Annotated in this window: 28 protein-coding genes; 15 read left to right on the forward strand and 13 right to left on the reverse strand. The window is 66.6% G+C overall.

What is annotated here, in order from left to right:
- Positions 1–26: 26 nt before the first annotated feature.
- From GQ56_RS0101220 to GQ56_RS0101265, 11 genes are all read left to right on the forward strand, one after another.
- The gene (locus GQ56_RS0101220; RefSeq protein WP_017880826.1) at positions 27–560 is read left to right on the forward strand and encodes a glycoside hydrolase family 19 protein; all 534 of its coding nucleotides are present in this window, start codon (positions 27–29) and stop codon (positions 558–560) included.
- A complete protein-coding gene (locus GQ56_RS0101225; RefSeq protein ID WP_031396909.1) occupies positions 560–973 on the forward strand; it encodes a hypothetical protein in 414 nt (137 codons plus the stop codon). Before GQ56_RS0101220 ends, GQ56_RS0101225 begins: the two co-directional genes overlap by 1 nt.
- Positions 974–984: 11 nt before the next feature.
- A complete protein-coding gene (locus GQ56_RS0101230) occupies positions 985–1,353 on the forward strand; it encodes a phage holin family protein (RefSeq protein WP_152601602.1) in 369 nt (122 codons plus the stop codon).
- Entirely contained in the window at positions 1,350–1,865 is a 516-nt protein-coding gene (locus GQ56_RS0101235; protein ID WP_031396911.1) for a lysis system i-spanin subunit Rz, read from the forward strand. The genes GQ56_RS0101230 and GQ56_RS0101235 overlap by 4 nt, the downstream gene beginning before the upstream one ends.
- A gap of 98 nt (positions 1,866–1,963) precedes the next feature.
- A complete protein-coding gene (locus GQ56_RS39970; RefSeq protein WP_017880822.1) occupies positions 1,964–2,479 on the forward strand; it encodes a hypothetical protein in 516 nt (171 codons plus the stop codon).
- Positions 2,480–5,293: a hypothetical protein gene (locus tag GQ56_RS0101245; RefSeq protein ID WP_052007106.1), complete on the forward strand. Its 2,814-nt coding sequence runs from the start codon at positions 2,480–2,482 to the stop codon at positions 5,291–5,293. It begins immediately after the preceding gene.
- Positions 5,290–6,408 carry an SPRY domain-containing protein gene (locus tag GQ56_RS39975; RefSeq protein WP_031396914.1) on the forward strand — a complete coding sequence of 373 codons (1,119 nt, stop codon included), beginning with the start codon at positions 5,290–5,292 and terminating at the stop codon, positions 6,406–6,408. Before GQ56_RS0101245 ends, GQ56_RS39975 begins: the two co-directional genes overlap by 4 nt.
- Before the next feature lie 124 nt (positions 6,409–6,532).
- A complete protein-coding gene (locus GQ56_RS0101255) occupies positions 6,533–7,105 on the forward strand; it encodes a PAAR domain-containing protein (RefSeq protein ID WP_031396915.1) in 573 nt (190 codons plus the stop codon).
- A 2-nt stretch (positions 7,106–7,107) separates the two neighbouring features.
- Positions 7,108–7,743, forward strand: coding sequence for a type VI secretion system amidase effector protein Tae4 (locus GQ56_RS40485; RefSeq protein WP_075122833.1), 636 nt, complete (start codon positions 7,108–7,110; stop codon positions 7,741–7,743).
- 429 nt (positions 7,744–8,172) lie between these two features.
- Positions 8,173–8,364 (forward strand): helix-turn-helix transcriptional regulator, encoded by a 192-nt coding sequence (locus GQ56_RS0101260; protein WP_031396916.1) that lies wholly within the window; start codon positions 8,173–8,175, stop codon positions 8,362–8,364.
- A 297-nt stretch (positions 8,365–8,661) separates the two neighbouring features.
- Positions 8,662–8,940: a hypothetical protein gene (locus GQ56_RS0101265; RefSeq protein ID WP_031396917.1), complete on the forward strand. Its 279-nt coding sequence runs from the start codon at positions 8,662–8,664 to the stop codon at positions 8,938–8,940.
- An 82-nt stretch (positions 8,941–9,022) separates the two neighbouring features.
- On the opposite strand, the gene GQ56_RS0101270 is transcribed toward GQ56_RS0101265, so the two are convergent.
- The gene (locus GQ56_RS0101270) at positions 9,023–10,507 is read right to left on the reverse strand and encodes an aminotransferase-like domain-containing protein (RefSeq protein WP_031396918.1); all 1,485 of its coding nucleotides are present in this window, start codon (positions 10,505–10,507) and stop codon (positions 9,023–9,025) included.
- Between the two features lie 203 nt (positions 10,508–10,710).
- On the opposite strand from GQ56_RS0101270, the gene GQ56_RS0101275 reads away from it, so the two are divergent.
- Entirely contained in the window at positions 10,711–11,061 is a 351-nt protein-coding gene (locus tag GQ56_RS0101275) for a hypothetical protein (RefSeq protein WP_031396919.1), read from the forward strand.
- Between the two features lie 144 nt (positions 11,062–11,205).
- Here the strand turns inward: GQ56_RS0101275 and GQ56_RS0101280 are convergent, their stop codons facing one another.
- The 8 genes from GQ56_RS0101280 to gtdA all read right to left on the reverse strand — a co-directional run bounded on the left by GQ56_RS0101280 (position 11,206) and on the right by gtdA (position 17,664).
- The gene (locus GQ56_RS0101280; RefSeq protein WP_031396920.1) at positions 11,206–11,628 is read right to left on the reverse strand and encodes a DUF6691 family protein; all 423 of its coding nucleotides are present in this window, start codon (positions 11,626–11,628) and stop codon (positions 11,206–11,208) included.
- Positions 11,629–11,631: 3 nt separating this feature from the next.
- Positions 11,632–12,066, reverse strand: coding sequence for a YeeE/YedE family protein (locus GQ56_RS0101285; RefSeq protein ID WP_031396921.1), 435 nt, complete (start codon positions 12,064–12,066; stop codon positions 11,632–11,634).
- Complete coding sequence (locus GQ56_RS0101290; protein ID WP_031396922.1) at positions 12,056–12,406, reverse strand: ArsR/SmtB family transcription factor; 351 nt, start codon at positions 12,404–12,406, stop codon at positions 12,056–12,058. Before GQ56_RS0101290 ends, GQ56_RS0101285 begins: the two co-directional genes overlap by 11 nt.
- 96 nt (positions 12,407–12,502) lie before the next feature.
- Positions 12,503–13,864, reverse strand: coding sequence for an MFS transporter (locus tag GQ56_RS0101295; RefSeq protein ID WP_031396923.1), 1,362 nt, complete (start codon positions 13,862–13,864; stop codon positions 12,503–12,505).
- 79 nt (positions 13,865–13,943) lie between these two features.
- Entirely contained in the window at positions 13,944–15,152 is a 1,209-nt protein-coding gene (locus tag GQ56_RS0101300; RefSeq protein ID WP_031396924.1) for a 3-hydroxybenzoate 6-monooxygenase, read from the reverse strand.
- A 19-nt stretch (positions 15,153–15,171) separates the two neighbouring features.
- Positions 15,172–15,813 carry a maleylacetoacetate isomerase gene (maiA, locus tag GQ56_RS0101305; RefSeq protein ID WP_031396925.1) on the reverse strand — a complete coding sequence of 214 codons (642 nt, stop codon included), beginning with the start codon at positions 15,811–15,813 and terminating at the stop codon, positions 15,172–15,174.
- A gap of 24 nt (positions 15,814–15,837) precedes the next feature.
- Positions 15,838–16,536 carry a fumarylacetoacetate hydrolase family protein gene (locus GQ56_RS0101310; protein ID WP_031396926.1) on the reverse strand — a complete coding sequence of 233 codons (699 nt, stop codon included), beginning with the start codon at positions 16,534–16,536 and terminating at the stop codon, positions 15,838–15,840.
- A gap of 84 nt (positions 16,537–16,620) precedes the next feature.
- A complete protein-coding gene (gtdA, locus tag GQ56_RS0101315) occupies positions 16,621–17,664 on the reverse strand; it encodes a gentisate 1,2-dioxygenase (RefSeq protein ID WP_031396927.1) in 1,044 nt (347 codons plus the stop codon).
- A 168-nt stretch (positions 17,665–17,832) separates the two neighbouring features.
- Between gtdA and GQ56_RS0101320 the strand changes: the two genes are divergently transcribed.
- On the forward strand, positions 17,833–18,777 hold the full coding sequence (locus GQ56_RS0101320; RefSeq protein WP_031396928.1) for a LysR substrate-binding domain-containing protein: 945 nt from the start codon (positions 17,833–17,835) through the stop codon (positions 18,775–18,777).
- Between the two features lie 35 nt (positions 18,778–18,812).
- Here the strand turns inward: GQ56_RS0101320 and GQ56_RS0101325 are convergent, their stop codons facing one another.
- The 4 genes from GQ56_RS0101325 to GQ56_RS0101340 are packed head-to-tail and all read right to left on the reverse strand — an operon-like array spanning position 18,813 to position 22,364.
- Positions 18,813–20,081, reverse strand: coding sequence for an NAD(P)/FAD-dependent oxidoreductase (locus tag GQ56_RS0101325; RefSeq protein ID WP_031396929.1), 1,269 nt, complete (start codon positions 20,079–20,081; stop codon positions 18,813–18,815).
- Entirely contained in the window at positions 20,078–20,311 is a 234-nt protein-coding gene (locus GQ56_RS0101330) for a 2Fe-2S iron-sulfur cluster-binding protein (RefSeq protein ID WP_011658575.1), read from the reverse strand. Before GQ56_RS0101330 ends, GQ56_RS0101325 begins: the two co-directional genes overlap by 4 nt.
- On the reverse strand, positions 20,308–21,435 hold the full coding sequence (locus GQ56_RS0101335; RefSeq protein ID WP_031396930.1) for an NAD(P)/FAD-dependent oxidoreductase: 1,128 nt from the start codon (positions 21,433–21,435) through the stop codon (positions 20,308–20,310). Before GQ56_RS0101335 ends, GQ56_RS0101330 begins: the two co-directional genes overlap by 4 nt.
- Entirely contained in the window at positions 21,432–22,364 is a 933-nt protein-coding gene (locus GQ56_RS0101340) for a 4-hydroxyproline epimerase (RefSeq protein WP_031396931.1), read from the reverse strand. Before GQ56_RS0101340 ends, GQ56_RS0101335 begins: the two co-directional genes overlap by 4 nt.
- A gap of 251 nt (positions 22,365–22,615) precedes the next feature.
- Between GQ56_RS0101340 and GQ56_RS0101350 the strand changes: the two genes are divergently transcribed.
- Together GQ56_RS0101350 and GQ56_RS0101355 are read left to right on the forward strand one after the other, a co-directional pair.
- On the forward strand, positions 22,616–23,536 hold the full coding sequence (locus GQ56_RS0101350; RefSeq protein ID WP_031396932.1) for a dihydrodipicolinate synthase family protein: 921 nt from the start codon (positions 22,616–22,618) through the stop codon (positions 23,534–23,536).
- 229 nt (positions 23,537–23,765) lie between these two features.
- On the forward strand, positions 23,766–25,391 hold the full coding sequence (locus tag GQ56_RS0101355; protein ID WP_031396933.1) for an APC family permease: 1,626 nt from the start codon (positions 23,766–23,768) through the stop codon (positions 25,389–25,391).
- The last annotated feature ends 48 nt before the right edge of the window (positions 25,392–25,439 follow it).

Raw genomic sequence — 25,439 nt, forward strand, 5'->3', positions numbered from 1 at the left:
ACTCACCACCACCACACGAGTCCGAGATGTCTATTACGTCCGACCAGCTTCGGAAGATCTGGACGCACGCACCGATTGACAGATGCGCTACGTACGCACCCCTGCTCTCGGACGCGATGGCGAAGTTCGAGATCGATACGCCGGAAGAGATCGTCGAGTTCCTGGCTCAGATCTCGCACGAGTCAGCCGAGGGGCGCTACACGCTGGAGATCGCCAGCGGACAGGCATACGAGGGACGCAAGGACCTCGGCAACACGCAACCGGGCGACGGCGTCCGCTACAAGGGCCGTGGCCTCATCCAATGCACCGGTCGGACCAACTACCTGCTGATGGGTGTGCTGCTTGATCTTGACCTGATCGCGCACCCGGAGCTGCTTGAGCAACCGCAGTACGCGTGCCTCAGCGCCGCCGCCTTCTGGTGGAACCACAAGCTCGACAACCTCGCGCTGAAGAAAGACTTCATTGCGGTCACGAAGGTCATCAACGGCGGCACGAACGGTCTCGCGGATCGTCAGGCGTATCTCGTGCTCGCACGAAAGGTAATTCCGGGAGCCGCCTAATGACGACGCGCAACGGAGACTTCTTCGCGCGCCTCGGCTTCACGACATGGGCGCTTGCGGTCGTCGTGCTTTCGATGTGCCACGGAAGCTCGATCCCAGCCGCGACGATGCAACACGGCGGCTGGTTCTTCACTCTCCTTCTGCTGGTTGCCGGCGCGCTCCTGCTGGTCGACATCGTGGTCAATGACTTGATGCCGGACCGATACGTTTTCACGTGGGGATTGAAGTGGCGTCATTGGGTCTACCCGATGGCGTCCTTCTCGTTTGCGTCTCATCTGTTCGTTGCTGAGCAGGCTTACAAGAGTGTGCAGATCAGCACACTCGTTCTCTATGGCTCGATGGCTGTGTTTGGCCTGACGCTGAGTTTTCGAAATCTTTTTCACGTACGGGGTCGAGCGTGCAGCGAACGATAAAGGTATGGGCGATGTTTCTCGCCCTCACGTGGTCTCTCGTCACCTACGCGGCTACGCGTAGTGACGTGTCTTTCGGGCGCGATCTGACCAGCATCCCGATCATCGCGTACGTGATCACGGTCATCCTCAGCAGCATCGGTGGAGCAGCGTCGACGCTGCAAAAGCTGTCGAACGCCGAGGATCTGTCGCGCTGGAAGCTGCACGTCGCGCGCGACATGGTCTCCTCGATCGCAGCCGGCCTGCTGATGTTCTTCATCGCCGAATCGTTCCGCTGGGATTCCGCTCAAGAGGCCGCGGCCATCACTGTCGCCGGCTATGGCAGCTCGAAGCTGTTCGACGCGGTCATGACTCGCATTCTGCAAAAGGTGGACACCGCATGAAGCTGACCGCCATTGCCGCGCTCTGCGCCGCTCTCGTGAGCGGCGCTGGCGCGTTCTACTTCACCCGCGACCACTACGTCGCGCTCATAGCCGAGAACGACGATCGACAGCAGAAGGCCCTGCGTGCCGCTCAAGAGCGAGCGGACGCAGCAGCGGCCTTCGCTACCACGACGTCGAACCTGCTGGTCACGCAGATCTCGACCGACTACGAAAGGAAGCTCAACGATGCGAAGTCTCAAGCTGACCGCGATATTGCTGCTGCCCGCGCTGGTGCTCTGCGCCTGCGCGACCGAGCCGCAACCTGTGGCAATCAACCGTCCGAAAGTGCAACTGGCCCCGGTGCCGGCGTATCTGCTGACACCGGAGGAGCCGAACTTTCGCTGCCGGCTACTGAATTTCTTCTCGGCGAAGCCGGTCGAGCTGACGAAATCGTGCTCAGACTCAACGCCTGCGAAGCCGTCGTCCGGAGCGACCGAGACGTTCTCGCTCGTCTGAACGTGGGTGAGCAATGATTGCGGCTTCTCTCCCCCTCGCCCCGACCAATCCGGACGGCCAACCGCTCATCCTGATGATGAGTCCGGTCTATAACAACCTCGGACAGTTGACCCCGATGAAACTGCTTTACGGCCGTGGAGCGCCGGCCAACAACGTCGGCAACGACGGCGACTCGTACATCAACCTGGACAACAGCTTCATGTTCGGCCCGAAGACGGGCGGCGTCTGGCCGAGCGGCTACAGCATCAAGGGCGACAAGGGCGACAAAGGCGATACGGGTGACGTCAACAAGACGCCGATTGCGCGCATGAACGTGACCGGCAACGGTCTTGACCTGGACCTGTCGACCGGAATCGGCTGCTTCAACGCGACGATCAACTCCCCGCAGACGGCAATCACGATCAGCAACCCGGCAACGGATGCGAACTTCGTGCGCTCGTTCTCGCTCGTGCTCAAGCAAGGCACCGGCTCGAACAAGGTCAGCACCTGGCCGGCAATCATCAAATGGAACGGTGGCGTCCCGCCCGTCCTGTCGTACGCGCAAGGCGTGAGCGACGCGTTCATGTTCGAAACCTATGACGGCGGCAAGTCGTACGTAGGCTACTTCGTCGGCAACAACATTCCTGCGTAAATGAACCGGCTCTACCTGTCCCGTCAGTCCCTCAACCAGCTCGCCGCGAATGCGAACTCGATGCTGGACGGCCTCATGCAGTTCGTCGATCGCCACACGAAAGACGACCCGGACACGGGTCAGGACTACATGATCGTCAACAGCAAGAGCGTGCTCTGCAACAACATGCACTATGAGACGGGGAGCGTCTGGTACACCCCGAACGGCACGGCCACGACCGAAGGTCAGGCTCTGTACATCCTTGGCCTCTACTACGCATGGAAAGGCACCGGCAAGCGCTCCTACCTCGACCGCGCCGTGCGCGCGATCGACGCCTACCTGGACCTGTTCTACGCCGGCCAGCCGACGCCGACCACGCCACAGATCTACCGCGCGAACTGGATCATCAACGGCAAGCGCCCATTTCAGGCGTTTGGTCCTCTGGACCCGAACAACCCGGACAGCCCTGGCGGCAAGGGTATCAAGGTGCAGTTCACGAATGGGGTGGGCCAGATCCCGACCGGTGATCCGTACAACGGCCAGCTCGTTACGCGCCTGTATTCGGTCTACAACGGGAAGCTCTCGTACGACTCCGTGCGCTCGGGCGTCAACGCAGGCGGCACGGTCTACCCGTTCGCTTCGTATGTGACTTACGACGGCGTGCGCCACAACGCAGATCAGGACGCGATCGACCCGAACGGCGACACACCGGGAACGATCCGCCTCGTCGACACGACGTTCACCGGCACGGCGCTGGTGAACTACGCGAACATGACCGGCCCGATGATCGGCCGCAACCAGCCGTTCGATGTCTGGCCGATCTGGATGGCGTTGTCTCCCGACCAGTGGGGCAACTCGATCGACTCGGAGCAGTGGTTCGCCGAGGCCTGCTACTTGATGTTCCAGGAGACTGGCAACCCGCGCTACTTCAACGCGTTCAATGCCTCAATCTACACCATCAACGACGCGACCGACCTTCAAGCCGACGGCTTCTATTTTCGGCAGGACACGAAGGCTGCTGACCCTTTCAACGTGGGCATCGCGTACGACTGGGAATACCTCGGCGACGCGAAGGCGACGCTTAACCGCGACAGCAGCGGCTACATCCACGTGTCGAAGACCGCTGAATCGAACGTCAACAAGGAGAGCACGGTCGCGCTCGAACAAATCGCGGTCTACACTCGCATCGACTCCAGCAAGACAGCGATGGTCAACACCATCGGCATCAACACGCCGAAGGCGCGCATCGAGTTCCTGACGCGGATGAAGACCGACCTCCTGAGCGACGGCCGGCAGTATCGCTATGCCCTGCCCTCGAACGGTAGCGTGACGCCGACGCCGATGGTGGTCCCGTTCGGCCAGATGGTCACGGCCACGCAATCGGACGGCCAGCAGCACGCCATGCTCGACGGTTCGAGCTTCGTGCCGTACGGCAACGCCGGCTACACCACCACGTACGAGGGCGGCATCCTCGGCGACCCTGGCCGCGCTGACTGGATCGGCACGGCCAACATCAATGACGGCACTTCTGGTGTCGTCGCCGGTTTCTGGCTCGCAACACCGACCACCCGCGCCCTCACGTCATTGACATACCGCGTGAACAACGGCGAGATCTGGTTGAAGGTCACGGACGCGCTTGGCAACAAGTATCAGCGCGTGCTGCCCTCCGGTGGCTGGACCACGCTGCCGCTGAGCTGGTCCGACTTCACGCTCGTGCCGAATCAGGCGGCAGGCACGCCGGCCGCACCGACGCCGAATGGCGCGATGACGCAGATCGAATTCATCACGAACAACGGCCAAGGTGGTTCGATCTCGACGTACTGCTGGGGCGAGATCCCGCAGAAACTCGTGTCGGTCAACGACTACTCGACCGAGTGGTTCATCCATGTCAAATGCCAGCCGGCAATGGAGATGGCCGTGGGGGACGTGTATGCGTCCAACCCTGCTCCGCTCGCGTTGAAATACACACCTGGAGTGCTTCCCTTCACGACGAAGTATTCGGTCTCGCGCGCACGGAAGGATTACTGGCGGGGAACACCGTACACCGGCTACCAGTATGGGCCGATGTGGGTACTCTCGGGCAAAACCCAGTATTACACCAACTGCATCGCCTTCTACCACGACGCGCAAGAAGCATACGCGAAGAAGATCGGTGTCATGGGTCCGGTTGCGCCGCTCTATGTGTGGCCGCGCTACGACCAGCTCGATCAAGGCCCCATCGACACGTTCGCTTGGGGAACGGACAAACCGTACCCGTGGGCGGGATACAACGCGCGCGCTTTCTTCGCAGGTTGCCGGATGTGGCAGTTGCTCGTGCAGCAAGGCTTCCCTGTCGATACCCGGCTCATCACGTTTTGCGAGCGCTACGCGAAGTATCTGGCTGACTTCCAGGATGCAAACGACAACCTGACACCGACCGAATTTCCACCCGACAAGCCGGCGTTCAACGATGACTACGACCACACTGGCCATATGACGGCGCTGTATATGGCAGGTGCCGTCTGTATGAAGTTTGCCGGTTCGAAGTCCACCTACGTCGATCGCGTGATCAACGGCTGCATGGTCGAATTCACGCGCACGCAGGTGATCGAAGACCCGGCTGGTCCCTACTCCGACATGAGCGGTGCGTATTCAAGCTGGTCGCACGGCCACTACTTCTACGGATTTTGGGCGGGCGAGATCATGCGCGCGCTAGGACTCTTGATGATGTGGAATCTGCGCAATCAGCAAGGTGCAGGCATTCAAATCGAGGAATCCAACATCCTGCTTGAAAACGCATCCGGACATATCGCCGCAGAAGACGGCACCTTGATCAAAACAGAGACCTCCCTATGAGCGACATGAAAATCTCGGAGTTCAACGAACTCCAGAATCCAGTTGATGATGCAATGCTCGCGGGAGCATATGGCGGCAACAACTTCAAGTTGAAGCTTTCGACACTGCGCGCGTGGTTCGGCATCGTGACGCAAAAAGCAGCTGGCTTCATGGGTGCCGACGATAAGACCAAGCTCGACGGCATTGCATCACAAGCAACAAAGAACAGTGCGGACGCGACTCTGCTCAACCGTCAGAACCATACTGGCCAACAAGACGCGAGCACAGTGACAGGCCTCGCAAAAGTGGCAACGAGCGGCAGCTACAAGGACCTGAAAGACGCCCCGTCCAGTGGCATCCCTGTCGCAACGAGCACGCAGCTTGGTGGCGTGAAGCTCGGCCCCGGCCAGACCACGGATGGCGATGGCACTCTGCGGATCTCGCGCTTCGCCGAGCGTGCAGCATTCGATCCGGTGATGAAGGCCGGTACTGTCGCGCTCTCGAACAACAACCTGACCGCTACCATCCCTGGCGGTAAGCAAGTCGTAGCGCTTGGAACGACCGGCATGAAAGCTGGAAAGTGGTACTTCGAAACCACGTTCGTCTCCGGCACGTCCAGCGGGAACGCCGCGGTCGGGGTATGCCCGCGTAACGAAGCGATGGACGCTCAGGTCGGATATAACGACGGCCAGGGGACGATTGGGAAATTCCAGTCGAGCGGCAACGTGTATCGAGACGGCGGCACGAACTCTGGCTCGGGTGCGGCATTCAATGTTGCCGGCGACACGGTTGGCCTAGCGATCGACGCGACATCGCGCACGGCATGGTTCCGCGTCAACGGTGGCGTCTGGAACGGTAGCGCTTCGAACGACCCGGCGACTGGTGTGGGTGGTTACCCCATCGGCGGCACGTTCCCGCTCTTCCCCGCCATCTGTTCCGATGTTGCGTCGGTCTGGACCGTGAATTTCACCGGACCATTTGCAGCAGCTTCCCCGACTGGATTCATCCCGTGGTCGCAAGGCAGCTTGCAGCTCTCACTCGGGGATTGCGCAGACGTCGACCTGACCGGTGCGAAGGCTGGCGACACTCTGAAGCTCTCAACTACCGGTGTCTGGAAGCCATCCTCGGTTGCGTGAGATTCCCTGGCCCCGCCACAAGATCAACCGATTCTCGAAAAGGATGATATAGCGCCCCTCGGTAATATTGAGATAAATTACGCAGCCACGCGAATAAGATTGGGTTTTCTGAGAGGGCCAAACAATGAAAAGAAGAATCGCGTCTGTGGGCGATACTCTATCCAGTGGCGGCACCGTTCTACCAGCGGGCGGGCCGCCTATGACCTTCATGGGCCACCAAGTTGCCCTGATTGGAGGTCAGGCGTTTTGTACAGCATGTAAGAGCAACGGCGTCATTGCTAAGTCCGGGGGACCCTACCGCATACAGTTCATAGCGGAGATTGCCTTGGACGGCGACATTGTGATGTGCAAATGTCCGCGCCCTCCGCGCATTATTGCAGCGCTCAGTGGCGAGTCATGGTGCGACGATGACTTAGGCGGTAGCGGCCAGCAAAGCTCGTCTGGTTTCGCCGCTGCCGGCGTTGCCGCTGCCGGGGCTGTCGCGTCAACTTTGACCAAGGCCTACGACGAGCAAGTGAAGGTGACCGCTGATGGTCCGGAGGGATACCCGTACTACGTCGAAACAACGGATGGTCGGGTGTTCCAGGGAAAACTCGACGCAAGCGGCATGCTACCGCGCATCCATACCGGCCATAACCCCGATGACTACACGGTCTATTGGGGAGACGACGCAATCGCTAAGCAAAACGAGGCTTAACAATGCCGAACAAACCGCTCAAGGTTCGCTCGAACAATACGCGTGATTCAGTCAAACCGGTTCAGCTGAAATCGATCACGTTTCAAGAGCTTTGGAACGCCTATCCAAGCAAGGACCCGTACGACGATAAGACAGGTCAATACGAGAACCAGTGTGCGATCCGCATGAGCGTAACCTTTCACAACATCGGAAGCGATATGAAGTCGTTTTCACAGAAGGTCGTGAAACCCATGCCTGGAAAGAGAGAACTGGGCCGTCTCATGCTAAACAACAAGCCTACGGCAACTCGTGCTTATGAGCTTGCAGAGTGGTTGAAACTGCAACCGTTCTTGGGACTCGGAAAACCAGAGAACATCACTGGCGCGGATTGGCAGAGCAAGGTAAAAGGTCGGACGGGCATCATCTACTTTTTCGGATACTGGCGACAAGAAGGTGATTCCTCGGACAGCACCCTTACAGGCGGGCACATCGACCTGTGGAACAAGGACACGTTGACCCCCAACTGGGCATCGTTTCTGCGGTTCCGCGTTGGCATGTCCTCATTGCCGAACCCGTTGTCATGGTTTCGAGGTCGAACAGACAACGCGTTCTCCGATCTCGCCAATTCGAAAGAAATCCTATTTTGGGAAGTGAAATGAAGCGTACAGGGTTTGCGTTGTTGGGGTTCGTGTGGGGTTTGCTGGTCACATGGGCATCAGGCTACACATTCAGCCATATGCACTGGCCCACGCCTCCCTCACATTCCACGGGCTGCAACGATCTTGAGCATTGCGGCTCTCATGCAGCCTTTTTCTTGGTAACACTGGGACTGCTGATTTGGCCCGCCATCGTATTCTGCGTTCTGAATACGGTTGCATATAAGCGGTGGTCGAATCGGAAATGGGGCACCGTCTTTGCCGTTGTGACGCTTCTCGTCGTGTTGTTCTATTTGGCCACGTACGCTGTACCTGCGTTGGGCCTCTTCGGCTGACGCCGCGGACTATACGATAGTCACCTAGATTGTGTTGCGACGTGCCAGAGCGCTCCATAACATACGCGCTCTGGCCACCACCACACCAGGTCGAAACATGGAAACCACCACGACTCCGAAGAAGCTGTATCGCATCAAGGCGGTCATGGATATGCTCAGCATCTCCCGAACCACCGTCTACCGCCTCGTCGACAAGGGGAAGCTGAAACTGGTCAAGATCGGCGAGCGCTCCAGCGGCATCACCGCCGAAAGCGTCGAAGCGATCATGGCCGGCCCGGACGCCGCCTAACCCTCCCTCTGGCGCTCGGCCCCGAGCGCCGCCCCTCCCGTCTCATCTCCCTCCTTTGTTCCCTCATTGGTCGTTTTGCGCTTGACAACCCGCCTCGCCCAAAATACTGTATGGATAACCAGCTGTACAACCAACCAGTATTCCGGCAGCGGCAGAAGCTCGGCGCTCCCGTCGACAGCACCGGTTGGCGGCTCCAGGTCCAGCGCAGCCTTTCATGGTAGCTAGAGTGGTAGCCAGACCTGATTTATCGACGAAAACACCCCGGAGAGCCTTATGCAACAAGGGTCCCTGTTTAAAGTGGAACATCTGGTCCGTATCGTCAACGAAACCGACCGCCAGGTACTGGCGTGGCTTCGCGCCCAGGTCGGCGATACCCGCGTCGAGCGCGCGGCTCGCCAGCTCGGGCATACGCGCAAGCCCTTTCCGTCCGCGGTATGCCGGTATCTGGGCATGAGCGCGCCGGCCACGCTGCTGCGCCAGGCCGAGCGGCCGCGCGCCGCACGCGATTTCTCGGTCGGCGATCGCTACCTGTCGCTGATCCGTCAGCACCTCGCCACACACTCGGCCAGTCGCTGAAGGCGTGGCGGCCGGCCGCCGCAAGGGTGCGGCGAGCCGGCGCCGCTCGCCAGTGCGCGTACCCGGCGGGCAGGTGTCGCCGCTATGCGGCCGCCGCGGCGTCGCGGATCAGGCGGCCGAGCGTCTCGAACGCCGCCTCGTGCCCGGCATCGAACACGCGCGTGCAGGCGAGCCGGATATAGCCGTCGAAGCGGTCGGAATTCGAGAAGATCGAACCGGGCGCGATCTTGATCCCGTGCGCCAGCGCGGCGTCGAACAGCGCATCGGAGCGCACGCCGTCCGGCAACGCGATCCAGAGCAGCATGCCGCCCGGCGGCTGGTTCAGCCGGGTTCCGGCCGGAAAATGGCGCGCAATCGCATCGATCGTGCCGTCGCGCTGCACGCGCAACTGTTCGCGAAACCTGCGCAGATGGCGATCGAACGCCCCCGAACCGACAAATTCGGCCGCCACGGCCTGCAGCAGCGCGGCATTGTGCCGGCTTTGCGCGAACTTCAGCATCCTCACGCGCGCATGCCAGCGCCCCGCGCTCATCCAGCCGAGCCGCATCCCGGGCGCCAGCACCTTGTTGAACGACGGGCAGTAGATCACCGTGCCGTCCCGGTCCCACGCCTTGACCGGTTTGACCGTCTGCTGCGCCTCCACGAGTTCGCGATAAGGCTCGTCCTCGATCACGGCCACGCCGTGGCGCGAGCACAGCGAGACGAGCGCGGCCTTGCGCGCATCGGGCATCACGCAGCCGAGCGGGTTCTGCAGGTTCGGCACGACGACCACGGCCCGAAGATCCGGATAGGCGGCCAGCGCCACTTCGAGCGCTTCGATCGACAGGCCGGTCGTCGGGCTGGCCGGGATTTCGAGCGCGCGCAGGCCGAGGCTTTCGAGCAACTGGATCAAGCCGAAGAAAGCCGGCGATTCGATCGCGATCGTGTCGCCGGGGCGCGCCACCGCGCGCAGCGCGAGATTCACCGCGTCGACGCCACCGCTCGTCGACAGCACGTCGTCCGGCGTCACCGTCACGCCGTAGGACAACGCGCGCCTGGCCATCGCCTGCCGGAATTCGGGGGAGCCGCCGACGGGCCCTGCATCCGTCAGCAGCGTCGGCTTGCGTCGCAGTAGCCGGATCGCCAGCGCCTGCAGGCGCTCGGCCGGATACAGCGAGGCCAGCGCGGACGCGCCACCGAGATTCAACGCATCGGTCGCCGCGTTCGCGCGATCGATCACGCGGGACACACGCTCGTGCAGGCCCGCAAACGGCGGCTCGACGCTCAGCGGCGGCGCCTCGCTTTCCGGCAATGTGTCGAGCACGGCCGCCGCGCGGCGCCGCACGAAGTAGCCGGAACGCGGCTTCGCCTCGCACCAGCCCGTATCCTCGAGCCGCCGAAACGCCTGGATCGCGGTCGACAGGCTCACGCCGTGCCGTGCCATGAACGCGCGCACCGACGGCATCCGGTCGCCGGGCGACAACGTGCCGGCCGCAATGATGCGGCGGTAGTGCTCGGCGAGCCGCTCGTACAGCGGTTCGCCGTCCATCGGCAACGGCGGCCGGCACGGGTCGGTAAAAGACGTCATGCAGGCGATCGTGCCCGTGCGGCCGAAGGCACGCCAGATACAGATTCCGGGGAAACCCGCCGATACAGCAGCGCAAATTCGTCGCCTGCACCGGAACAGATTCCCGTCCCCTGAATCTGTCGAGCCGGCGGCCGTTTCCCTAACCTGATTGCACGCCGTCGCCTCGCCGTCGCGGGGCCGCACAACCGGGAAGGGGAATCGCCATGCAGACACGACACGTCCGGCTCGACGCCGGACAAAGCCACTTCGCGTGGTTCGACAAGGGCAGCCGGGTGATCGTGCTGGACGGCGCGCTCGCGGTCACGTTGCGTCACGGCGGGCTCGACTGGCTGCCCGATGCGCCGCAGTCCGTTCGCCGCCTGCTCGACGAAGGCGAGTGCCTGACGTTCGAAACGGCCGGCCACGCGATGCTGTCGGCCGGCGGCGCCGGTGCGGTCAGCACGGCGGTCGTCGAGCCGGGCAGCCGGCCCGGCGTGCTCGCGGCGTGGCGCGCGATCCTGGGCCGCCTCTCCGGGCGGGTGCGCGGCGGCCACCGTGCGCACGAACCTTCCTGATCGTACGACTGGCGGCTCTCCGCCGGTCACGTCAGCCTGACGTCGCCTCGTCCGGCGCAACGCCGGTGCGAACCGGTCCGACGGTGCCGTTGCGGATCGTCCGGCTCCACCGCCGCTCCCTCCCCGGTCCGCTCGGCCGTCGCCTCAGCGCGCGCGCCGCCGACGCTCGGCCCACTCGAATATCGCCATCCCCACCAGCATCGCGGCGACGAACCCGATCCCCTTGCTCACTCCGAAGCCGATCGACACGATCGCGGGCCCGGGGCAGAACCCGGCGATGCCCCAGCCGATGCCGAACGCCGCGCTGCCGGCCACCAGCCGCACAGTGATCGCCCGCCGCGCCGGCAACTGCATCGGCAGGCCGAGCCACGACCGCGTCCGGCGTTTCGCCCATGCGAACGCGAGCACGGCCACACCTGTCGCGCCGGCCATCACGAACGCGAGCGACGGATCCCAGCGGCCCGCCAGGTCGAGAAAGCCGAGCACCTTCTGCGGATTGGCCATGCCCGACACGACGAGGCCGACGCCGAACAGCAGCCCCGCCAGAAACGCGAATCCTGCCTGCATCGGTCAGCCCCCCAGCACGTGCCGCCGCACGAATACGGTCACGAAACCCGCAACCATGAAGATCGCCGTCGCGACCACCGAGCGCAACGCGCCGCGCGACATCCCGCACACGCCGTGGCCGCTCGTGCATCCGCCCGCGTACCGCGTGCCGATCCCGACCAGCAGCCCCGCGGCCAGCACGTCGGGCCAGCCGGCATCGACCTGCGGCATCGGCCCGGCCCCGGCGACGCGCATCGCCAGCGGCGCGACGATCAGCCCGGCGACGAACGCGGCGCGCCAGCCGCGCTCGCCGACGGCCGCCGTGAGCAGCCCGCCGACGATGCCGCTGATACCGGCGATGCGGCCGTTGAACGCGACAAGCCAGGCGACAGCCAGCCCGATCAGCACGCCGCCGGCCAGCGACGGCCACGGCGTGAAATGAAGCGCATCAACGTGCATCGCGGGTCTCCTGCGCGGCCGGGCCGCGGAACTGTTCGTACAGTACGCCCATCACCGCGATCGCGGCCGGACTGTCGAGCGAATGGTGGATGTTCTTGCCCTCGCGGCGCGTACGGACCGGCGCGTGGTCGCGCCACACGCCGAGTGGCTGCGACAGCGTCGGCTGGCGGATGTCCAGCCGCGTTTCGATGTCGCCGACACAGCGCTCGCCCCGCGACAGCTCGCGGCGCAACAGCAGCCGGTAGGGATTCGACAGCACCTCGAGGAACACGCAAGCCGATTCGGCGATCGCGCGCATCGTGTCCGGTTCGGGCAGCCCGGCGGGAAGATCGTCGTGCATTGGTGCAGGAATATATTTACGAATTCAATATTTTATCATTTTATATATTGTTGAGTTCGTCCGGTGGCCGTTCGCCACGTTATCCCCCGCCGCCGCTCAGGCCTGCTCGCCCGCGATCGCATCGCCGGCCGCCCCGCGCATCGCATCGGCGCGAACCACGCCCAGTGCCAGCACCGCGAGCGCCGCCATCGCACACGGCACCGCGACCGCGGCAAACGCGGCCGGCAGCGGCATGCCCGCGGCCAGCATCGCGCCGCCCGCCATCGATCCGACGACCGAGCCGCCGCGGCCGATGCCGTTCGCCCAGCTCACGCCGGTGGTCCGGCACTCGGTCGGATAGAACCCGGCCGACAGCGCGTTCGCGCCGACCTGCGAACCCGACACGCAGAAGCCCGCCGCGAACACGGCGAGCGCGGCGCCCCACGGCGAGGCGGCCAGTACGCCGATCGCCGCGACGAACAGGCCGGCCGCCGCATAGCTGCAGGCCAGCACGCGATGCGGATCGAAGCGGTCCATCAGCGCGCCGAGCACGATCGCGCCGAGCGTGCCGCCGACCTGGAACATCGCGGTCACGCGCGCGGCCGTCTGCAACGTCGCGCCGGTCGTGCGCAGCAGCGTCGGCAGCCAGCTCGACAGCAAGTAGATGACGAGCAGGCTCATGAAGAACGTGAGCCACAGCAGCAGCGTGCCGCGCAGCAGGTCGGCGCCGAACAGGCGGCCGAGCGGCGACCCCGCCGGCTTGCCGGCGGGCGCGACGAACGACGCGCGCGAAAGATGCGGATCGGGCGCGATGCGCGCGAGCATCGCCGCGATCCGCTCGCGGGCCGCCCCCGTGCCGACGAGATAGCGCACCGATTCCGGCAGCCGCCACGCGAGCACCGGCAGGAGCAGCAGCGGCGCGGCGCCGCCGACGACGAGCACCGCCCGCCAGCCGTGGTGCTCGATCAGCGACGCGGCCGCGAGCCCGCCGAGCGCGGAGCCGATCGTGAAGCCGCAAAACATCGTCGTCACGAGCAGCGAACGGCGTCGCGCCGGACAGTATTCGGAGGTCAGCGTGATCGCATTCGGCATCGCGCCGCCGAGCCCGAGCCCGGTCACGAAACGCCATGCGATCAGCTCCGTCAGGCCGCCGGCGCTCGCCGACGCGGCGCTCGCGATGCCGAAGCACGCCACGCACGCGAGCAGCAGGCGCTTGCGGCCGAACCGGTCGCCGAACGGCCCGAACGCGAGCGCGCCGGCCATCAGCCCGGCGAGCCCCGCGCCGAACACCGGTGCGAGCCGCGCGGGCGACAGGCCCCATTCCGCGCGGATGACGGGGGCGATGAAACCGATCGACGCGGTATCGAACCCGTCGATCGCGACGATCAGAAAGCACAGCGCGACAATCGCGGCCTGAAACGGCGCAACGCGATGCCGGTCGATCCATTCGCTGACGTCGATGGACAGCGTATCGGCCATGATGGTGTCTCCTCCAGGCAGGCGGTCGCGCGTCATGGCGTTGACCTGCGCGCCGCCGGAATCGGGCCGCCTTGCCGCGTCACGCGGCGGGCGTCAGGCAATCTTCCGCACGCCAGCCATGCAGCCAGTCGAGCGCGTCGTAGAACTGCGTCTGCGTGCGGCCGACCCAGAGCCCGTTGCGGACCTGCCGCTCGACGCCCTTCGCGTGATAGATCCGCCCCATCTCGCGCGCCGAATACAGCACGCGCGCGGTGCGCGGAATCCGCACGCGCTCGTACAGCGCGAACGCGGCCTCGAAATCGCCGTCGGTCCGGGCAACGGCCGCGCCGAGCGTCACCGCGTCCTCGAGCGCCTGGCACGCGCCCTGCGCGATGTATTGCGTCATCGGATGCGCGGCGTCGCCGAGCACCGTCGCGCGGCCCGCGCTCCAGTATTCGACCGGATCGCGGTCGGCGGTCGCCCAGCGCCTCCACGACGTCGGCCGGTCGAGCATCTGTTTCGGCAGCGGATGGATGCCGTCGAAGTACGACAGCACTTCGTCCTTGCTGCCGTCGCGCACGCCCCAGGTCTCCTGCTCGCGGCTGTGGAACGTGACGACGAGGTTGTATTGCCGCCCGCCGCGCAGCGGGTAGTGAACGAGGTGGCAATGCGGGCCGGCCCATACGACGGGCGCGTTGATCCGCAGATCCTGCGGCATGTCGTCGACGTCGACCACCGCGCGATACACGACGTGGCCGGTCACGCGATGCGCGTCGCCGATCAGCGCGTGACGGATCGCGGATTTCACGCCGTCGCAGCCGATCACCGCGTCGGCCCGATAGCGTTCGCCGTGCTGGTCGATCACGGTCACGCCGTTGCCGTCCTGCTCGAAGCCGCACACCTGCGTGCTCGTCCGGAACTCGATCGACGGGTGATCCTTGACGGCCTCGTAGATCGACAGGTGAATGTCCGCGCGATGGATCACCGCATACGGATTGCCGAAGCGCTCGCGATACGCGGCGCCCGTATCGATGCAGGCGACCGCGCACGCATCGAGCGCATCCATCAGTTGCAGCCGGTCGGTGAACACCGCGCGGCTGCGCGCGGCCGCGCCGACGCCCAGCGCATCGAGCGCGTTGAATGCGTTCGCGGCAAGCTGGATCCCCGCGCCGATCTCGCCGATCTGCGCCGCCTGTTCGAGCAGCGTCACGCGAATGCCCTGGCGCGCGAGCGCCAGCGCCGCCGCGAGTCCGCCGATACCGCCGCCGATCACGAGTACGCGCCGACCGTTGCTGTTTGTCTCGCTCATGTCTGTCTCCTGCTTCGTGTTACGCAACGTAATCCGGTTGCCGCTGCGGTTGCGCGGCCTCGAAGGCCGGCGCGCGCCGTGCGTGTTCATACACCGCGAGGCTGCGCGGGTACGCGCTCAGGTCGCAATCCATCCGCAATGCGTTCGCCATCTGCGGCACGAGGCAGACGTCGGCGAGTGTCGGCGTGTCGCCGAAGCACCACGGGCCCGTGTCCGCGCGCACGAGCAGCCGCTCGACACCGGCCATCCCTTCCGCGATCCAGTGCCGGTACCACGCGGCCTTCTGCTGCGGCGTGACGTTCAGCTCGCTGTCGAGATAGCGCAGCACGCGCAGGTTGTTGACGGGATGGATGTCGCAGGCGATCAGCGTCGCCAGCTCCAGCACGCGCGCCCGGCGCCGCGGTTCGAGCGGAATCAGCCGCGGTTCCGGATGGATCTGGTCGAGATAGTCGAGGATCGCGAGCGACTGGCCGAGACGGAATTCGCCGTCGGCCAGCGCCGGCACCAGTGCCGACGGGTTCACCCGCGCGACGTAATCGGCGTCGCGATGCTCGCCCGTGCGGATGTTCACGGGCAGCGCGTCGTACGCCAGCCCTTTCAGCGCGAGCGCGATTCTCACCCGATAGGATGTCGAACTATTGAAGAAGCCATGCAGTTGCACGATGTCACCTTTCACCGAAGTGCGTCAGACCACGCGCACGGTCAGTTCGCCGAGCCGCTCGACGCCGACCTTCATCACGTCGCCCGCGACCACCGCGCCGACGCCTTCGGGCGTGCCCGTGAAAATCACGTCGCCCGGCTCCAGGCGGAAGAACTTCGACAGGTCCGCGACCGTCTCCGCGACCGACCAGATCAGGTGCGACACGTCGCTCTGCTGCTTCCTCGCGCCGTTGACCGTCAGCCACAGGCCGCCCTGCACGAAATGGCCGACATCGCCGGCGGGATGCACGGGCCCGATCGGCGCCGAACGGTCGAACGCCTTGCCGATCTCCCACGGCCGGCCCATCTCGCGCATCTTCATCTGCAGGTCGCGGCGCGTCATGTCGAGGCCGACCGCATAGCCCCACACGTGTTCGAGCGCGCGCTCGAGCGGGATGTCGGCGCCGCCCTTGCCGATCACCGCGACGAGTTCGGCCTCGTAGTGATAGTTCTGCGTCTGCGACGGATACGCGAGGTCGATCGTTTCGCCGTACGCGACCGGCACGATCGAATCGGCCGGCTTGCAGAAGAAGAACGGCGGTTCGCGATCGGGATCGAAGCCCATTTCGCGCGCATGAGCCGCATAGTTGCGGCCGACGCAGTAGACGCGGCGCACCGCGAACCGGGCGTCGCTGCCGGCGACGGAAAGCGCCACGGGGGCTTCAGGCGGGAAAACGAAAGTCATGAACGGCTCCAGCATGGGGATGCATGAAAAGTCGCGCGCCGCCGCGGCGGCGCACGGAACACGGATCGTCGAAAGCGGCCGGCGTCAGTCGCGCGCTTCGCGCAGCAGGTTCAGCGCGGTGAGCACGGGCCGGTCGGAATAGCTGAACAGCACGCTGTCGGACGACGCCGACAGCCGCACGGGCGCCCACGACGGTGCGACGAAGATGTCGTGCGGCGCGAATTCGAACGCGTTTGCGCCGATGTGCGCGGTGCCGCCGCCCTCGACGACGCAGTAGATCGTCGCGTCGGTGCTGCGGTACGGGCGGCCGTCGAAGCCGGCAGGCAGGAACTGCATGAAGGTCGCGATCGTCGGCATCGGCCAGCCGCCCGTCGCGGGGTTGACGTAACGCAGCTTCACGCCGTCCCACGCATCGAGTTCGCCGTTCCGGTACAGCGCGTCGAGCGCTTCGCGGCTGCGCGCATACGGATAGCTGAACACCGGCGACGTCGGGTCGCTCGCGCGATGCCGCACCGGCACCATGTTGTGACCGAAACGCGCGAAGCTGTCGCCTTCGGGGCGATGCACCGGCTGCATGGCTTCCGGATAGTTCTCCGCGAAGCCGGCGTCGAGGCTCCCGACAAGCGGAATGTCGAGCCCGTCGAGCCACACGACCGGCTCGCCGCCCGCCTCCGCCGGCGGATTGCCGTGGTCGTGCCACGCCCACGACGGCGTGATGATGAAATCGCCCGGGTGCATCGTGGTGCGCTCGCCGTTGACGGCCGTCCACGCACCGCGCCCTTCCACGATGAAACGCAGCGCCGATTGCGTATGCCGATGACTCGGCGCAATCTCGCCCGGCAGGATCAGCTGCAGCCCCGCATACAGGCTCGGCGTCATGCTCGACTTGCCGGGCAGCCCGGGGTTCTCCAGCACCAGCACGCGGCGCACGGCCTCTTCCGCGCTGATCACGCTGCCGGCCTGCATCACGAGATCGCGCACCTGCGCATATTTCCAGATCGCCGCCTGCGCGGTCGGCTGCGGGGTTTTCGGCACGAGGTTGTGCAGCGATTCCCACAGCGGCGCCAGGCGCTGCCCGGCGATCCGGGCGTAATAGGCGGCGCGCGACGCGTCCGGACAGGTCGTCATGATGTCTCCTTGAAGTCGGCCGATCGGCGTCGGCGCTGTGTCTCTCGGGTCGGGGGCCGTACCGCTGCCCATGAGTGGATTTATATTCGACGCAGCCATACCCGGTAAAATGGTCAAATCATCTGATCCATATTGTTTTGGATATATCTACTGGCGACGAGGCATGCGATGGACTGGACCCACCGGCTGCGGCTGCGGCATCTGCAGGTACTGTTGAGCCTTGCCGGCACCGGCAACCTGAGCCAGTCGGCGATGGCGCTCGCGACCACGCAGCCCGCGCTGTCGAAATGGCTGAAGGAACTGGAGGAGGATGTCGGGCTGCCGCTGTTCGAGCGGCATGCGCGCGGCCTGCGGCCGACGCACTACGGCGAAGCGCTGATCGAGCACGCGCGCCGCGTCGCGGCACAGCTCGACGTCGCGCGCGACGATATGGCCGCGCTGCGCGAAGGCGGCAGCGGCCTCGTGACGATCGGCACCTCGGGCGTCGCGGCGGCCGACACGGTGCCGCTCGCCGTGTCGCAACTGCTGAAGCGGATGCCGCGCGCGCAAGTGCGGATGACCGAGAGCACGATGAACCTGCTGATGCCGCAGCTCGCGCACAGCGAACTGGACATCGTCGTGGGCCGTTCGGGCTCGACCTCCGTCGATCCGCTGCTGCACGCCGAAGCGCTGTACGTCGATCCGGTCGTGTTCGTCGCGCGGCCCGGCCACGCACTCGCCGGCGCGACGTCGGTGGGCTGGGACGACGTGCTCGCCTACCCGTGGATCGTCTGGCCGTCGGGCACGCCGGTACACAACGCGCTGGAGGCCGCGCTGACGGCCGCCGGCCGCGTGCAGCCGCCGCACTGCGTCGAGTCGAACTCGTCGATCCTGAACCTCACGCTGCTGAACAACACCGACCTGCTAGGCGTCGCATCGCATCGTGCCGCGCGGCGCTTCGCGCAACTGAACGCGATCCGGATCCTGCCGATGGCGCTCGAGGGCCAGGGCGCGGTGTCGATGTACTGGCACCCCGACAGCGCGAATCGCGCGGCCGTGGCCGCGACGATCGAGTGCTTGCGCGCGTGCGCCGCGCCGCAGGTGGGCGGCTGGGAGAAGACGACGACGGAATGACCGGCGCGGCCCGGCGCACACCGGGCCGCGACGGCTCACGCGCCGTCGCGGGATGCCGTGCCGTCCAGCATCAGCGTGCCGACCCGCGCGGGCACGAGCGGCGTGCGCGGCGCGGGCGGCGTCCAGCCGAACAGCGTCTGCGCGGCCGCGCCGCACACGCGGCCCTGGCACGCCCCCATCCCGCAGCGCGACTGCAGCTTTGCCGCCGTCCATCCCGGCGCCTGCGCGACTGCGTCGAAACGCACGTCCTCGCACCGGCATAGCAGCGTATCGGGCCGCGCGAGCCGACGGATCGGCTCGCGGATCGCGAAGCGTTCGCGAACGGCGTCCGCGAAAGCCTGCCAGTGCGCGCGCCGCGCAAGGCGCGCGGCCAGCTGCGCCGTCTGCCCGGTCGCCGCATAGCCGGCGATCTCGCCTTCGACCATCGCCAGCTCGCTGCCGCCGACGCCGGTACACTCGCCGGCCGCGAACACCCCGTCGCGATTCGTGCGCTGGTGCGCGTCGACCGCCACCGCGCCGTTCTCGACCCGGCAGCCGAGGTGGCTCGGCAGCACGGTGTTCGGCACGAGCCCGAAGCCGCATGCGAGCCGGTCGCAGTCAACCTCGAACTCGCGATCGCCGTGACGGATCCGCACGCGTTCGAGCCGCCGGTCGCCGAACGCCTCGACGATGTACGCGTCGGGCCGATAGGCGGCCGTGACGAGCTTCGCGGCCTGCGCGAGCTTCGACGGCCAGCGCCACAGCCCCGCGCCGAAACCGGCCACGTCGCCGCGGCGCGCCTGTTCGAGCACATGCGACACGCGCGCGCCGGCCCGACGGGCCGTCGCCGCGCTCGCCAGCAGCAGCGGCCCGCTGCCCGCAATCACCGTGCGCTGCCCGCGTACGTCGAGGCCGTACTTGATCAGCGCCTGCAGGCCGCCCGCGCCGGTCACGCCCGGCAGCGTCCAGCCCGGAAACGGCAGCAGCAGTTCGCGGGCGCCGCAGCAGAGGATCAGCGTCCGGAAATCGAGCAGTTGCCCGCGCTCGTCGTCCTCGAGCAGCAGCGTGCCCGGCTGCGTTTCGGCGACGATGCGCGTCGCCGCGAGATGCGTGACGTTCGCCTGCCGCAGCACGGCGAGGCGGCCGGCGGCGACCGTGGGCGGCACGGCCGCCGCGCCTTGCCGCCAGATCTGGCCGCCCGCGCGCGGGTTGTCGTCGATGACCGCGACCGTCGCTCCGCCCTGCGCGGCGGCCCGTGCGGCCGAGAGCCCGGCCGGCCCCGCGCCGACGATCGCGACGTCGACGCTCAGTCTTGCCTGTTTCATCGCGTGCGCTCCACCCGCATGCCGTCGCGGCACAGCGTCTGGCAAGCCAGCCGGCGGCGGCCGTCGATCGTCATCCTGCACTCCTGGCAAATACCCATTCCGCAAAACGGCGCGCGCGCCGCACCCGTGCACGACACGCGCGTCGTGTCGTCGCCGCTCGCCGCAACGGCGGCCGCGACGGTCGCGCCATCGGCCACGGTCAGCGCGCGGCCGTCCAGATGAATGATCATGTCAGCGCTCCGGCTACGGGGGACGCGGTCAGGAAGCGTCCCGGCAAATACGGTTCGATATCGATGGGCGGCCGCTCGCCGGCCATCAGCGCGGCGACGAGCCGCGCGCTGCCCGGCGCGGTCGTCACGCCGAGCCCCTCGTGCCCGACCGCGAGCCACACGCCCGGCCGCGCCGGATGCTCGCCGAGCAGCGGCAGGCCGTCGGGGCTCGCGCAACGGAACCCCGTCCACGCGCGGATGCCGTTCAGGTCCGCCAGATCCGGCAGGTAGCCGACCGCGCGGCGCAGCATGCGCGCGAGCACGGTCGGCTCGACCTGCGGATCCTCGGTGTCGAACTGGCGCGACGAACCGATCAGCAACTGGCCGGTAGGCCGCGGCTGCACGTTGAACGCGACCGACGTGCCGTCGCTCGCATGCGCGCTCGCCGCATAGCCGAGCTCGACGAGCTGGTGCGACACGTGGCCCGGATAGCGGTCGGTGATCAGCAGGTGGCCTTTTTTCGGGCGCAGCGGCAACTCGGGCAGCAGCATGCGCGCCGCGACGCCGTTCGCGACGACCACGCGCTCCGCGCGCAGCGTGGCGCCGCTCGCGAGCGTCACGCCCGCGCCGTCGACGGCGATCGCCCGATCGCGCCGCAACGTGATGCGCGGCGCGCGCTGCAACAGCCAGTTCGCGGTGACGGGCGCATAGAGAATCGCATCGCCCGGAATCTTCAGCGCGCCGCCGAGGCCGGCGCGCAGCATCGGCTCCAGTTGCGCGAGCGCCGCCGCGTCGATCAGTTCGCCGGCCACGCCGTGGGCGGCAAGCGTCGACTGCTTCGCACGCGCGAGATCCATTTCGTGCGCATCGGCCGCGAGCCACAGCGTGCCGCACGCGCGGTACGCGCAGTCGGCCGGCATCTCGCCGCTCAACGCACGCCAGAGTTCGATCGAGTAATGGCTCAACGCGAGTTCGGCCGCGTTGTCGTCCATCGCGACGAGGTGGCCCATCCCCGCGCCGGTCGCGCCGCCGCTGGCGTCGTCGACGACGACGACGCGCAGCCCGCGCTGCGCAAGCTCGTGCGCGCACGCCGCGCCGACGATGCCGGCGCCGATCACGACGACGTCGGTCTTCGTTTCGCTCACGACCCGATGCCCCAGCCGAACGGATCGTCTTCCTCGATCAGCAGCGTCGCTTCCGCGCTCAGGTGCGCGCTGCCGCGAATCGTCGGCACGATGCCGCCGTCGGCCCGCTCGTAGCTCGCCTGGAATACGCTGCCGATCACGCTGGCCTGCCGCCACACGGCGCCCGGCTCGAGCTTGCCGTCGGCCGCGAGGCAGGCGAGCTTCGCGCTGGTGCCGGTGCCGCACGGCGAACGGTCGTAGGCGAGGCCCGGGCACAGCACGAAGCTGCGGCTGTCGTGCTCGGGATCGTCGGCGAACAGCTCGATGTGGTCGATCTCGCCGCCGTTCGCGCCGCTGATGCCCGCGCGTTCGAGCCCTTCGCGCACGGCCGACGCATACGCGGTGAGCGCCGCGACGTTGTCGCCGGCGACGCGCTGCCCGTGGTCGCTGATCAGGAAGAACCAGTTGCCGCCCCACGCGATGTCGCCCGTCACGGGGCCGTACCCCGGCACGTCGAGCGCGACGCCCTGTGCGTGGCGATACGCGGGCACGTTGCGCACGCTGACCGACAGGTCGTCGTGCAGCGTCGCCTCGACGGTGCCGACCGGCGTTTCGATCCGGTGCACGCCGGCCTCGATGCGACCCATGTGATGCAGCGTGCGCACGACGCCGATCGTGCCGTGCCCGCACATCCCGAGATAGCCGCTATTGTTGAAGAAGATCACGCCTGCCGCCGCCTCCGGCGACACGGGCTCGCACAGCAGCGCGCCGACCAGCACGTCGCTGCCGCGCGGCTCGAGAATGCAGGCGGTGCGATAGCGGTCGTGCTCGCGTGCGAGCACGTCGCGGCGCTCGGCCATCGTGCCGCTGCCGAGCGAGGGAAAGCCGGACACGACGAGCCGCGTGGGTTCGCCGCCCGTGTGCGAATCGATGATCTGGATGCGCTTCATCATGAGCCGTCCGAAGTGGGGAAAGGAGCATAGCTTCCTCCGTCGTGCGTCCGTCCGCTTGTGGCTTTTCGATGAGGACGACGACGAAATCGGCATAGTGTCGCGCCCCCTCCCCGCGCCGTCCGGCCGCTGTGCCGATTTCGTCATTTTGCTCCGCGATACGACTCAAGCGTGATCGGCGTTTGCACGGCGATACTGGTTGCCACACCGACACCCCTGTCGGCCGACCGATACGAACGTAGGAGATTTCAGTGAGCCGCAAAGCCATTCAGTGGACCGGGGTTTTCCCGGCCGTCAGCACCCAGTTCAAGCCGGATTTTTCCCTCGACATCGACGCCACCCACCGCGTGGTCAGGAACCTGGTGAACGACGGCGTGTCGGGCCTCGTGGTCTGCGGCACGGTCGGCGAGAACACGTCGCTGTCGACGAGCGAGAAGCTCCAGGTGATCGAGGCCGCGCGCGACGCGGCCGGCGGCAAGGTTCCGGTGATCGCCGGCATCGCCGAATTCACGACCGAATTCGCGCGCAACACGGTGCGCGAGGCCCAGCGCGTCGGCGTCGACGGCGTGATGGTGATGCCCGCGCTCGTCTACTCGGCGAAGCCGCACGAAACCGCCGCGCACTTCCGCGCGGTCGCGACGAGCACCGACCTGCCGGTGATGGTCTACAACAACCCGCCGATCTACAAGAACGACGTGACGCCCGACGTGCTGATCGCGCTGCAGGATTGCGAGAACATCGTCTGCTTCAAGGATTCGTCGGGCGATACGCGCCGCTTCATCGACCTGCGCAACGCGGTCGGCGATCGCTTCGTGCTGTTCGCGGGCCTCGACGACGTCGTGGTCGAGAGCATCGCGGTGGGTGCCGAAGGCTGGGTGTCGGGCATGTCGAACGCGTTCCCGAAGGAAGGCGAGACGCTGTTCCGCCTGGCGAAGCAGAAGCGGTTCGACGAAGCGCTCGCGCTGTACCGCTGGTTCATGCCGCTGCTGCACCTCGACGCGCGCCCCGACCTCGTGCAGTGCATCAAGCTGTGCGAGGAACTGGTCGGCCGCGGCAGCGCGATCACGCGTCCGCCGCGCCTCGCGCTGCAGGGCGACACGCTCGCGGAAGTGAAGGCGATCGTCGCGAAGGCGCTCGAAACGCGTCCGGCGCTGCCCGACGTCGGTCTCTGACCGATTCCCCCGGCGGCGGCGCGCGGGTCTTCCCCCTCGCGCGCCGCCGCCTCCGGTCCGGCATGGCCTGCGGGCCCGCTCACACCGGCGCCGGCGCGCGCCGCGCGTGACCGGGCCGCGGCCCGCCCCGGTCGTTCGAACCGGGCGACGCCGGCCGGCAGGCGTGCGCGCCGCTCCGTCGGAGCGCGCGGCCCACGCCTGTGCCGCCCTTCCCCCAGGAGACAAGCCCATGCCAGGCCAAGGCAACGCACACCCGTCCGTCCCGCTTTCCGGTTCCGCGCACCCCGACGCGGGTCACGGCAAGTTCAAGAAACAGCTGTCGCTGACCGACCTCACGTTCATCGGTCTCGGCGCCATTTTCGGTTCGGGGTGGCTGTTCGCCGCGAGCCATGTGTCGACGATCGCCGGGCCGGCCGGCATCTTCTCGTGGCTGCTCGGCGGCTTCGCGGTGCTGCTGCTCGGCATCGTCTATTGCGAACTCGGCGCCGCGCTGCCGCGCGCGGGCGGCGTGGTCCGCTACCCGGTGTTCTCGCACGGCCCGCTGCTCGGCTACCTGATGGGCTTCATCACGCTGATCGCCTTCTCGAGCCTGATCGCGATCGAAGTGGTCGCCGCGCGCCAGTACGCGGCTGCATGGTTTCCGGGCCTGACGGCCGAAGGATCGAGCGACCCGACCACGCTCGGCTGGCTCGTGCAGGCCGCGCTGCTCTGCTTCTTCTTTTATCTGAACTATTCCAGCGTGAAGACGTTCGCGAAGGCGAACAACATCATCAGCATCTTCAAGTTCATCGTGCCGCTGGCGGTGATCGCCGTGCTGTTCTCGTTCTTCAAGCCGGCGAACCTGACCGTGCACGGCTTCGCGCCGTTCGGCATGCCGGGCATCGAGATGGCCGTGTCCGCGGGCGGCATCATCTTCGCGTACCTCGGGCTCACGCCGATCGTGTCGGTCGCGAGCGAGGTGCGCAATCCGCAGCGCACGATCCCGATCGCGCTGATCCTGTCGATCCTGCTGTCGACGCTGATCTACGTGCTGCTGCAACTCGCGTTCATCGGCAGCATCCCGACGGCCATGCTCGCCGCCGGCTGGCACGACGTGAGCAAGGCGTTCTCGCTGCCGTACCGCGACATCGCGCTCGCGCTCGGCGTCGGCTGGCTCGCCGTGATGGTTGTCGCCGACGCGATGATCTCGCCGAGCGGCTGCGGCAACATCTACATGAACGCGACGCCGCGCGTCGTCTACGGCTGGGCGAAGACGGGCACCTTCTTCAAGGTCTTCACGCGCGTCGACGAAGCGTCGGGCATCCCGCGCGCGGGCCTGTGGCTCACGTTCGGCCTCGCGATCTTCTGGACGCTGCCGTTCCCGTCGTGGGAGGCGCTGATCAACATCGTGTCGGCCGCGCTGGTGCTCAGCTACGCGGTGGCGCCCGTGTCGGTCGCCGCGCTGCGCCGCACCGCGCCCGACCTGCCGCGGCCGTTCCGCGCGAGCGCCTTCTGCGTCACCGGCCCGACGTCGTTCGTGATCGCCGCGCTGATCGTCTACTGGTCGGGCTGGAGCACCGTGTCCTGGCTGCTCGGCCTGCAGATCGCGATGTTCGTCGTCTATCTCGCGTGCCGCCGCTGGGTGCCGACCGCGCACCTGAGCCTCGCCGAGCAGGTGCGTTCGTCCGCATGGCTGATCGCGTTCCATGCCGCGATGATCGTGCTGTCGTATTTCGGCGGCTTCGGCGGCACGGGCCGGCTGGCGCATCCGTACGACACGCTCGTCGTCGCGGCCGTCGCGCTCGTCATCTACTACTGGGGCGCCAACACCGGCGTACCCGCCGACAAGCTGCAGCTCGACGACGACGAGGACTGACGCGCCCGCCCCCCTTTCTTACCGTCACGCCGGCCGGGCATCCCGCGT

Source organism: Burkholderia paludis, assembly GCF_000732615.1.
Classification (GTDB): domain Bacteria; phylum Pseudomonadota; class Gammaproteobacteria; order Burkholderiales; family Burkholderiaceae; genus Burkholderia; species Burkholderia paludis.

Bases quoted from the DNA above. Each gene is read 5' to 3' on its own strand.
- GQ56_RS0101220 (WP_017880826.1), top strand. From the start codon at position 27: ATGTCTATTACGTCCGACCAGCTTCGGAAGATCTGGACGCACGCACCG.
- GQ56_RS0101225 (WP_031396909.1), top strand. From the start codon at position 560: ATGACGACGCGCAACGGAGACTTCTTCGCGCGCCTCGGCTTCACGACA.
- GQ56_RS0101230 (WP_152601602.1), top strand. From the start codon at position 985: ATGTTTCTCGCCCTCACGTGGTCTCTCGTCACCTACGCGGCTACGCGT.
- GQ56_RS0101235 (WP_031396911.1), top strand. From the start codon at position 1,350: ATGAAGCTGACCGCCATTGCCGCGCTCTGCGCCGCTCTCGTGAGCGGC.
- GQ56_RS39970 (WP_017880822.1), top strand. From the start codon at position 1,964: ATGAAACTGCTTTACGGCCGTGGAGCGCCGGCCAACAACGTCGGCAAC.
- GQ56_RS0101245 (WP_052007106.1), top strand. From the start codon at position 2,480: ATGAACCGGCTCTACCTGTCCCGTCAGTCCCTCAACCAGCTCGCCGCG.
- GQ56_RS39975 (WP_031396914.1), top strand. From the start codon at position 5,290: ATGAGCGACATGAAAATCTCGGAGTTCAACGAACTCCAGAATCCAGTT.
- GQ56_RS0101255 (WP_031396915.1), top strand. From the start codon at position 6,533: ATGAAAAGAAGAATCGCGTCTGTGGGCGATACTCTATCCAGTGGCGGC.
- GQ56_RS40485 (WP_075122833.1), top strand. From the start codon at position 7,108: ATGCCGAACAAACCGCTCAAGGTTCGCTCGAACAATACGCGTGATTCA.
- GQ56_RS0101260 (WP_031396916.1), top strand. From the start codon at position 8,173: ATGGAAACCACCACGACTCCGAAGAAGCTGTATCGCATCAAGGCGGTC.
- GQ56_RS0101270 (WP_031396918.1), bottom strand. From the start codon at position 10,507: ATGACGTCTTTTACCGACCCGTGCCGGCCGCCGTTGCCGATGGACGGC.
- GQ56_RS0101275 (WP_031396919.1), top strand. From the start codon at position 10,711: ATGCAGACACGACACGTCCGGCTCGACGCCGGACAAAGCCACTTCGCG.
- GQ56_RS0101280 (WP_031396920.1), bottom strand. From the start codon at position 11,628: ATGCAGGCAGGATTCGCGTTTCTGGCGGGGCTGCTGTTCGGCGTCGGC.
- GQ56_RS0101285 (WP_031396921.1), bottom strand. From the start codon at position 12,066: ATGCACGTTGATGCGCTTCATTTCACGCCGTGGCCGTCGCTGGCCGGC.
- GQ56_RS0101290 (WP_031396922.1), bottom strand. From the start codon at position 12,406: ATGCACGACGATCTTCCCGCCGGGCTGCCCGAACCGGACACGATGCGC.
- GQ56_RS0101295 (WP_031396923.1), bottom strand. From the start codon at position 13,864: ATGGCCGATACGCTGTCCATCGACGTCAGCGAATGGATCGACCGGCAT.
- GQ56_RS0101300 (WP_031396924.1), bottom strand. From the start codon at position 15,152: ATGAGCGAGACAAACAGCAACGGTCGGCGCGTACTCGTGATCGGCGGC.
- GQ56_RS0101310 (WP_031396926.1), bottom strand. From the start codon at position 16,536: ATGACTTTCGTTTTCCCGCCTGAAGCCCCCGTGGCGCTTTCCGTCGCC.
- gtdA (WP_031396927.1), bottom strand. From the start codon at position 17,664: ATGACGACCTGTCCGGACGCGTCGCGCGCCGCCTATTACGCCCGGATC.
- GQ56_RS0101320 (WP_031396928.1), top strand. From the start codon at position 17,833: ATGGACTGGACCCACCGGCTGCGGCTGCGGCATCTGCAGGTACTGTTG.
- GQ56_RS0101325 (WP_031396929.1), bottom strand. From the start codon at position 20,081: ATGAAACAGGCAAGACTGAGCGTCGACGTCGCGATCGTCGGCGCGGGG.
- GQ56_RS0101330 (WP_011658575.1), bottom strand. From the start codon at position 20,311: ATGATCATTCATCTGGACGGCCGCGCGCTGACCGTGGCCGATGGCGCG.
- GQ56_RS0101340 (WP_031396931.1), bottom strand. From the start codon at position 22,364: ATGAAGCGCATCCAGATCATCGATTCGCACACGGGCGGCGAACCCACG.
- GQ56_RS0101355 (WP_031396933.1), top strand. From the start codon at position 23,766: ATGCCAGGCCAAGGCAACGCACACCCGTCCGTCCCGCTTTCCGGTTCC.